Below are 7,605 nucleotides of genomic sequence, written 5' to 3' on the forward strand. Positions count from 1 at the left end.
AGGAGCGTGATCCTTTGTGCAGGGGGTGCAGATATACCAAGCGGCCGCGAAACCCACATTTAGCACCGCCACGTCCTTGAACACGGCTGACATTTCCTCCTTGGCATTCTCGATGAAGTTGAAGTAGTTAAAACGGCAGGTTTGTTGTACAAGCTAGGCAGAATGGGCAGGAGTAGTCCTGGGCTATCGAGGGTGAGTTGGATTGATACAGGTGTTTGTGTATGGAACTTATGACAAGGCTCTAAAGTACGGGCTCAAATTCATAAACAGGTCGCCTATTTCCTCAAATCCGGTCTCAAAGAGGTGATCGATTAACTCTTCTTGTCTGGCTTGCCCTAAGCTTAAGCGATAGAGGGCGAGAATCTTCATTAGCCGATCGTAACGGGCACTATCCCTGCTCAGAGGGTATAGGGGAACAATACGTTGAATTTGGTAAGGCTGCGATTCATCCCCCTGCTGGGGCAGACACCAGAAGGGCACTAGCTCACTGGTTTTGGAGTTGCTTTCTTTTTTCTGGGCTTGGTCAAACATTTCCTGCCAGATGTCGTTTCGGAAGAGCATTTCCCCATATTTGTAGGCGATGTTTTGGCGGATGGCATGGCATTTGTAACGGTTGATACGACCTTCGCGCTGCTCAAGATCGATGGGGTTTGAAGGGAGATTCCAATGAACGATGTTGCGACAGTAGTAATGAAAATCAAGCCCTTCTTGTCCAATAGAGGTGGTGGCCAGCACAAAAGGCCGGAAGGGGGAGTTAAAGCTTAGCCGGATGTTTTCTTTCCGCTGAATGCTTGTTCCTTCGCTTCTGGTGTCATAAAAACCCACGGCATAGTGGGAACGCATACGCATGGGGCGGGCCTTACGACTGGTTTTGTGGGGGTTCTTTACCCGATCACCGAAATTCTGGTAGGTATCCACAATATAACTGGCAGTATGGGTCTTGAGGGTTCGAATCATGTCCGCTGTAAGCACACGATTGCGCTCTTGCCGATCTTGCTTGCTGTAATCATATCCTTCCATCAACATATGGGAGTATTCATCCAAAACAGCTTGCAGGTTTCCGTCCAGACAGTACTGCAGGACATGTTTCCAGTAGATCCCTTCTCCCGGTTGACCGTAAGACAAATCTACTATAGCAATTGCTTCGGGATTGTTAAAGCGATCCACGACGGTTTTTGCCAGTTGAAGTGCCAAGTCCACGGCTTCAGGAGCCTCCGGATCCAGCATTCTAAGAGCACACACTGCCGGCGATGCCATAGCCATGTTAACCAGTACCTCTACCAGGTCCCCAGGCATCCGGCCCAAGTTCAGCAGGTCTGGCTCGTTATACAACCTTTTCAGTTCTTGAAGATGCAGGGAAAGAATCCCTTTGTCGTCCTCATATTCGTCGACTCCATCTATGGTTTCTGTGAGGTTGCGCAATACCGGCTCTTGAAACCAGGCCTTCATAGCTGGATGGTCCTGATCCATCAGCAGCGGCACCACGTAATACCAGCGGTCATCCTGGCGCTGATCTCCCCGCTGTACACGGGATTTCATTTGCTCTAATTGATCTTTGAGTTTTTGTCCGATTTCGGTTCGAATTTGGGGCAGGCTTAACCTGCGATTTGTGGCGTCAATTGGGTTGTAAAGGGAGGCCAGTGAGGCCGAGGGATACAAAAGACAAAGATAATTCATGTTCTCTGGCTTGTTATCTTTAAGGGCAAATCTAATCCTGGGTGCCGGAAAACGCTTTTTGGCAAAATAGCTACGGCTCTCGTGTCCGGTGCGGGGTGTTTTTCTAATTAGTTTGCCGATGGTCAAACGTTCTGCTTCATAGGACAATAAGGTGGCTATAGCCCGCGGAACCATTTCCCAGGCCGAAAATACCAATGTCTTGGAGAAACCCTCTTGATTATTAAATGGTCCGCCCAGCGGATAATAGGGCAGAGCCGGCGGCACCCACAGCAGCTTTTCAGCTTGAGGTGGCAGCGCTACTTCCTTCAACCTGTTGTAGCGGGCATGGCTTACCTTTAGGTCTTTGTATCCGGCAATCTTAGGCCGGCTTACCCACAATCGCCGGCTTTTCAGCAGGGATAGTTTCTCCGGCGCTGTCTTTATTTTATCTTGCAGATTCTGTTTTAGCTTGTAGTGCTGCATAAACGACATGATGAGAGGTGCGGACTTAATGTATTCCACCGAAGCTGCACCGCTTAATCCTAACTCCGAAAGCGCTCGGTCTATTTCTACGAAAGCTAGGATATCATCTTCGTGGATTTTCAGGGGCCTGTGCCCGGTTTCCACCTGAATTAACTCTGAAGCTCCGGGTACCTTGATGCGCTCAGTTCGACAAACACCATCATACAGACATTCTTCTGCCCGTTGCTTACGGGCTACTATGAGTGCTGCGTCGCCACCGGTGATTTCGTTTAATGTCGTGGAATAGTTTGTCCAAGCAGTCTTGAACTCTTGGCGCAGGTCCGCCTGGTGCTCAAAGAGAAAACCTATTACCTCCATGAACTCCTGGTAGTGTTCGTCTTTTCGGTTTCGTTGGATCTCCTCCAGGGTGGAATATAGTTTATAGGGGGTTGCTGACAGCAGGAGAATGTACGGATGGTGCTCTTTGTCTTTGTCAGGGCTGAAAAACCGGCGAGCCAGCATAGCCGTTTCGTTATCTTCGTCCAGCCTAAGGAGTTCAGGGAAACGCTGAAACTCGTCCATGATCACCAGGTCAGCATCCATCATCTCCACACTGATTTCAGCCATCATTTTGCGCCAGCGCAGAATCAGGTAATTTGCCCTTGGCGTATTGCGGTAACCAACGGCCTCAATTGAAGTAAACACCGTTTCAGCCAGCTGCAGCAGCTCCGGATCGGCCTTAAGGCAGGCAGTTACGTTGGCCAGCATATGACCTAAGTAAGTTCCGCCACTCTTCTCATCCACCTCGACCACCAGTTGCTCAAACCAACGCGACCAACCTGGCCAGCCCTTGGTGGCATGGGCCATCATCAGTTCTTCCAGCTGTGGTAAATAAGGAGTAAAGAATAGAATGCGCCGGAAAATGGCATAAAGGAGCGCTCGTTCAAGCACACTGCCATAACCGCCTGTCATGGAGAAAGAGGTGCCCGGTGTTAACGGGATAAGCTGCACGAAGCCTTCCCGTATACTTGGATCGTGCATTTGCCCGTAGATTTTCAGATGCTGCATCGATAACCGAGTGTCTGAAAGTCCATCCACCTTAACGTCTGCATGGACTTTCAACTTTCTTAGATTTTGCTCGGCAATGTTCTGATTAGAGCAGACATAGACCACCTTAAACAAGTCTTTCTGCGGTCTTGTTTGATGATAGCTGGCCATTTTTGCAATAACGCCTTTGGCCACAAGGGTTTTACCCAAGCCTGCTTCATCAGCCACCAGCACTCGATGAAATCCTTGCCGAAACAAATCGTACACCCTGTTCACCGTTGCCAGCTGAAAGTCTTTCAACCCTGATAAAACTCCTTTTTCTTTTTCTGCCAGGTCAATCACTTTTTTTCACTTTCCTTGCTGCCGTAGTAAAAGTCTGATATAACTGATAAAAGGAGTTCGGAATGATTTCCGGGTCATCTATTAGCTCTATAACGCGGTCGATCTCATTTAAGCGTTCCGGTTCCCGGGCCACAGTTTTTAGCATATTTTCGTACAGAACCGGCCCTTGCAACCAACCGGCGGCCCACTTGCCTTTACCCAACCGATCGGTTCCCATCTGCTCCAGGCTTGAAAGAAGCCAGCTGTCGGACAGCAGATAGGCCACGTACTTCATAAAGGTTTCGCGATCGCGGATAACGGACTTAAAGATTGCTTTGTATCGTTCTTTGGGGATACCGATGGTTCTGATCTTGATTATCCGGGTCAAAGAGGCACCTTCTTTACTGGCTGTCACCTGGTAAAACTCACTTAGCTGCTCCAGTGGAAAGAGAGGGAGGCTAGTTGTCTGTTTCAGCTTCACGGGCTGTAGCCCCGTTAAGGAAGCAATGGTAAAGTCTATGTCTTGTGGAATTCGGCTAAACTTGATGGTTACCCGATACTGCCAGCCTTCTGGTATCACCTCGGCTCTAGAACGGCTGCGGCACAGTTGCCGGATGGCCTTTTCCAGCAAATCAGTATCTGTGGTTTGGGGCGCATCGACTTCCGGCAGTTCCTTGATCTGTTCAAAGGGATTCTCTCTTTCATCGGCGCCGAATAAGTCGTCCAGCAAATGCTGGATCCTAAATCCATGTTTACGATAACGCAACTGCAGCAAAAACTCAACATTGCCGCCAAAAGCGCGCTCAGAGCAGTTGGCTGAACCAACGAAAAACAAGTGCTGTCCGTATTTAGAACGGGCGTAAAACTTGGCATGGATGTCCTGGTTTTGATAGGCTTCATAATCTAAGTCGTCGCCGCTCAGGCCTTCCTCTCCTTCTACCACCGCTTCTTTCATGGCATAAACATCAAATGCCTTCAGCAGTTCCGGGGGTAGTTTCATAATTTCTTTCCGTTGGGTGATCAACGTGCGAGTGGAGTTGGACAGGGCCAGGTTACTCAACTGCTGCACCTTACCCTTGCTGATAAACGGGGAGATAACAAGCAGATCTTTGTAGGTTTCGAACAGTCCATTCGGCTGCTTTTCATATTGAGGAATTCCCAAGGGGAGAAAGGAGAAAGAAGGGTAGTTCGGGTCATTGGTGTCGAACCGAATATGTACCAGTTCTGTTAGCATTTGGGATATTTGATTACGTTTCTTGCGGTCTTTGACTTTAGCCCGCAGATACTCTACAAAAGCGATTAAAGGCCGGTTTTGTTTGGTGGCCGCTGCGGCGTCCTCCGGTGTTTCAGCCGGTTTTCCTTCCAGACAGACTGCCAGGTCCCAGCTTCTGTCAAAAGTTTGGTTGCGACTCAAAACCAACAGGCGGTAAAGAGGCTGGTTTTCCCGATCCTGATAGCGAACTAGCCAAGTCTTGGGATGAAAAGATCGATACTGTGGCAGTACCACTTCGAAAACACTGTTTTCTAAGAGGGAGAAGGCGGCATTTCGATTTTGCGGTACTTTGATCTGACCACCTTGGCATAAAACCGCAATCCGTTGGGAGCTGCGGCGCAAGCCTTCCAGTGCCACCAGAGGATTATTCAACAGGCTCTCATTCATTTCCTCGGACAAAAACAAAGCCAAGGGGAATCCCACCAGAGCTTCCAAATCCAGGCTGTAGGTTGTGCCTAAGGCAAAATCTGCCTGATATTCCGGCGGCGGTATGAGTAAATCACCGTAGTCTAGTCGGTCACTTGATGGTCTTAGCATGGGCTTTCTCCAATCCGTCAAAAATATCCGCCAGAATTACTTTGGCATTGCCATAGCGATAATCCAATTTCCCGCCTCGCATCCCGTGTCCATCCTGATAGACGTACACAGAAGGGTTGCGCAGTTTAGCCCGATCCCGCGACTTAATCTCAATCTCGCGCTGCACAATCAGTTCATCCACGGTTTCAATATCGCCGGCCCGATAGCTTTCACACCATCGCCTCAGAAATCTACGTAACCGGTAATTGCTTATCCGCAGAAAATCCATAGCTTCATCAGGATTGTATTCGTCAAAGGCAAGAGTGGCGAAAGGCGATTGGCGCCATGCTTCCCAGAGATTGAGTGCCGCGTTGTTTTCTCCGGTGGAAAGTATTACATTGTAACGCAAAGTTGCGCCATAGATAAAATCGGAGAAACGTATTGCCATATCATAGACATGACGAATCGAATCCGGCAAAGGAAATACCCGCCCCAGATCTTCAATCCGATCAATTGCCCGGATTTTTTCCGGGTCTTGGTTGGTCAGATAGGCCAAGAGGGAATTTCGGGTCAAGGGTGCCTTATTAATTCGATCTTTGAGATAAGCTGCTTCTTCAGCCGTCAGCTGGATGGTGACGTGTTTTTGCCAGTCTTTCGGTGGCGGCAGACAGCGCCAAAAACCGCCGGGAACCCGGCTCTGGTAAGCATCTAGATCATCTTGAGCCTGCTCATCGCCGGTGCCTTGGCCCAGGGCCCTTTGGGCTGCCAGTTCCTGATTTACAGCACAAACTGTCCGGGCATAGTCCTCCAGAGACAGATGCGGGTAGCGAAAAATCCCCAAGGTACGCAGTCCAGTCCAATAAATGCTGGAAGGCTTCCGTTTTAGTCCCCTGCCTGCGGTGGCTCCAATCACGCCTGTCTCCCCACTATTTTTCAGGGGTTCAATAAGATCCAATTCCATCTCGTTAAGCTTCCGAAGGAAAGACTTCGGCGCAAGGCTGCGCTGCTGTTCCAGCTCCATGCACAGATAAGGTATGAGGAAGAAATACTTCGCCCGGGTATGTATAGTAGACGTGCCGGGGAATAGCAGATCCGCAAACCCGTCACGGATTTGTCCGATACCCAGTTCATCCACGGCCCCTGGAGCTGTAAGGAGGCTCAGCACCGCCAGTACTTTATTTCGGTGTTCGGAAGAGTAATCAATCCAACCTAATTGAATGCGGTTCATATTCTTCAACTCCGCTATAGCTCATTACTGATTATTATCCACTGCCCTTTGAAATTCAGGCTCAATGGGCTTGTTGAGTTAGGTCTTGTTACGAGCAAACTAGGTGGGGCTGCTGACAAAAACTGCTGCTCGGTGTTTATTAACCAGGTGAAGAGACCCGTTATAAACTTAGACGAAAGAGGTTCATTTCCTGCCTCCGATTTCCAGATCAGAGACAGTGTGGTGGAGATATTGAATAGAAGAAACTAGATATTTTGGGGGGAGTTGAATTGATGAGGGTATTTGTATATGGAACCTTGATGAAAGATCGCTCTAACCACGACCGATACCTAAAGGAGCAAAAATATTTAGGCCAGGCTGTTTTGCCGGGATATGCTCTGTTTCACCTGGGCATTTTTCCGGGTATCCGGACTTAGAGGAAAAAGTGCTGGGCGAGCTTTATGAGATTGACGGTGGGACTTTGGAACGATTGGATATTCTGGAGGGTAACGGGCGACTTTACAACCGCCAAGCAGCTGAGGTTTGGTTAGGTGACACTAAGACTACTGCTTATGTCTATGTTTGGAACGGAGAGGTTCGCCTGGAGGACAAGGTAGAATTTGGTGCTCAGCCCTGGAATGGGTGACAATGCAAGGGAGGCGAAAATTATGACTGATAAGTATGTGTGGTACGCTTGTTATGGTTCTAATCTAAGTAAAGAACGCTTCCTCTTTTATGTTAAGGGTGGATTCTGCAAACTTAACAACAAGGATTATAAGGGCTGTGCAGACAAGAGCGAGCCTATAAAGGACAGGCCTATCGTGATTCATCACAGGCTATACTTCGGTAATAGATCCAACTCTTGGAACGGAGGCGGTGTTGCCTTCATTGATCCTCAGCAAAATAGGGAAGAAAGAACGCTGGGCAGGATGTATTTGATCACGGAAGAGCAATTTGAGCAGGTGCACAAGCAGCTGCCCGATGCTTTAATAATAGCTTCGGCGAAGGCTACGGAATGTGCAATTATTGGAACTGATAAGCAATGGAACAATAAAGATTTGGGCTTGCAGTTTTATGACATGGCACGGTTGTAGAGATAGTTGCTCTGCTGACAACTGTCACT

The 7,605-nt window shown here is 48.7% G+C and carries 6 protein-coding genes; 3 read left to right on the top strand and 3 right to left on the bottom strand.

The genetic code is table 11. The features are described 5' to 3' along the window. Positions 1–228: 228 nt before the first annotated feature. The 3 genes from GX016_02625 to GX016_02635 are packed head-to-tail and all read right to left on the bottom strand — an operon-like array spanning position 229 to position 6,503. Positions 229–3,507 (bottom strand): hypothetical protein, encoded by a 3,279-nt coding sequence (locus tag GX016_02625; GenBank protein HHT70460.1) that lies wholly within the window; start codon positions 3,505–3,507, stop codon positions 229–231. Continuing rightward, a complete protein-coding gene (locus GX016_02630) occupies positions 3,500–5,296 on the bottom strand; it encodes a hypothetical protein (protein ID HHT70461.1) in 1,797 nt (598 codons plus the stop codon). Before GX016_02630 ends, GX016_02625 begins: the two co-directional genes overlap by 8 nt. Continuing rightward, positions 5,277–6,503: a hypothetical protein gene (locus GX016_02635; GenBank protein HHT70462.1), complete on the bottom strand. Its 1,227-nt coding sequence runs from the start codon at positions 6,501–6,503 to the stop codon at positions 5,277–5,279. Before GX016_02635 ends, GX016_02630 begins: the two co-directional genes overlap by 20 nt. 272 nt (positions 6,504–6,775) lie before the next feature. On the opposite strand from GX016_02635, the gene GX016_02640 reads away from it, so the two are divergent. From GX016_02640 to GX016_02650, 3 genes are read left to right on the top strand one after another with little or no spacing between them, the layout of a single operon-like run. Next, positions 6,776–6,919, top strand: a complete 144-nt coding sequence (locus tag GX016_02640) for a gamma-glutamylcyclotransferase (GenBank protein HHT70463.1) — start codon at positions 6,776–6,778, stop codon at positions 6,917–6,919. A gap of 8 nt (positions 6,920–6,927) precedes the next feature. Continuing rightward, positions 6,928–7,128, top strand: coding sequence for a gamma-glutamylcyclotransferase (locus GX016_02645; GenBank protein HHT70464.1), 201 nt, complete (start codon positions 6,928–6,930; stop codon positions 7,126–7,128). 22 nt (positions 7,129–7,150) lie between these two features. Beyond that, positions 7,151–7,576 (top strand): hypothetical protein, encoded by a 426-nt coding sequence (locus tag GX016_02650; protein HHT70465.1) that lies wholly within the window; start codon positions 7,151–7,153, stop codon positions 7,574–7,576. The last annotated feature ends 29 nt before the right edge of the window (positions 7,577–7,605 follow it).

It is taken from the genome of Bacillota bacterium (genome assembly GCA_012837285.1).
Lineage (GTDB): Bacteria > Bacillota > DTU030 > DUMP01 > DUMP01 > DUNI01.

Coding starts and splice junctions, on each gene's coding strand:
- GX016_02630 (HHT70461.1), bottom strand. CDS start 5,296: ATGCTAAGACCATCAAGTGACCGACTAGACTACGGTGATTTACTCATA.
- GX016_02635 (HHT70462.1), bottom strand. CDS start 6,503: ATGAACCGCATTCAATTAGGTTGGATTGATTACTCTTCCGAACACCGA.
- GX016_02640 (HHT70463.1), top strand. CDS start 6,776: ATGAGGGTATTTGTATATGGAACCTTGATGAAAGATCGCTCTAACCAC.
- GX016_02650 (HHT70465.1), top strand. CDS start 7,151: ATGACTGATAAGTATGTGTGGTACGCTTGTTATGGTTCTAATCTAAGT.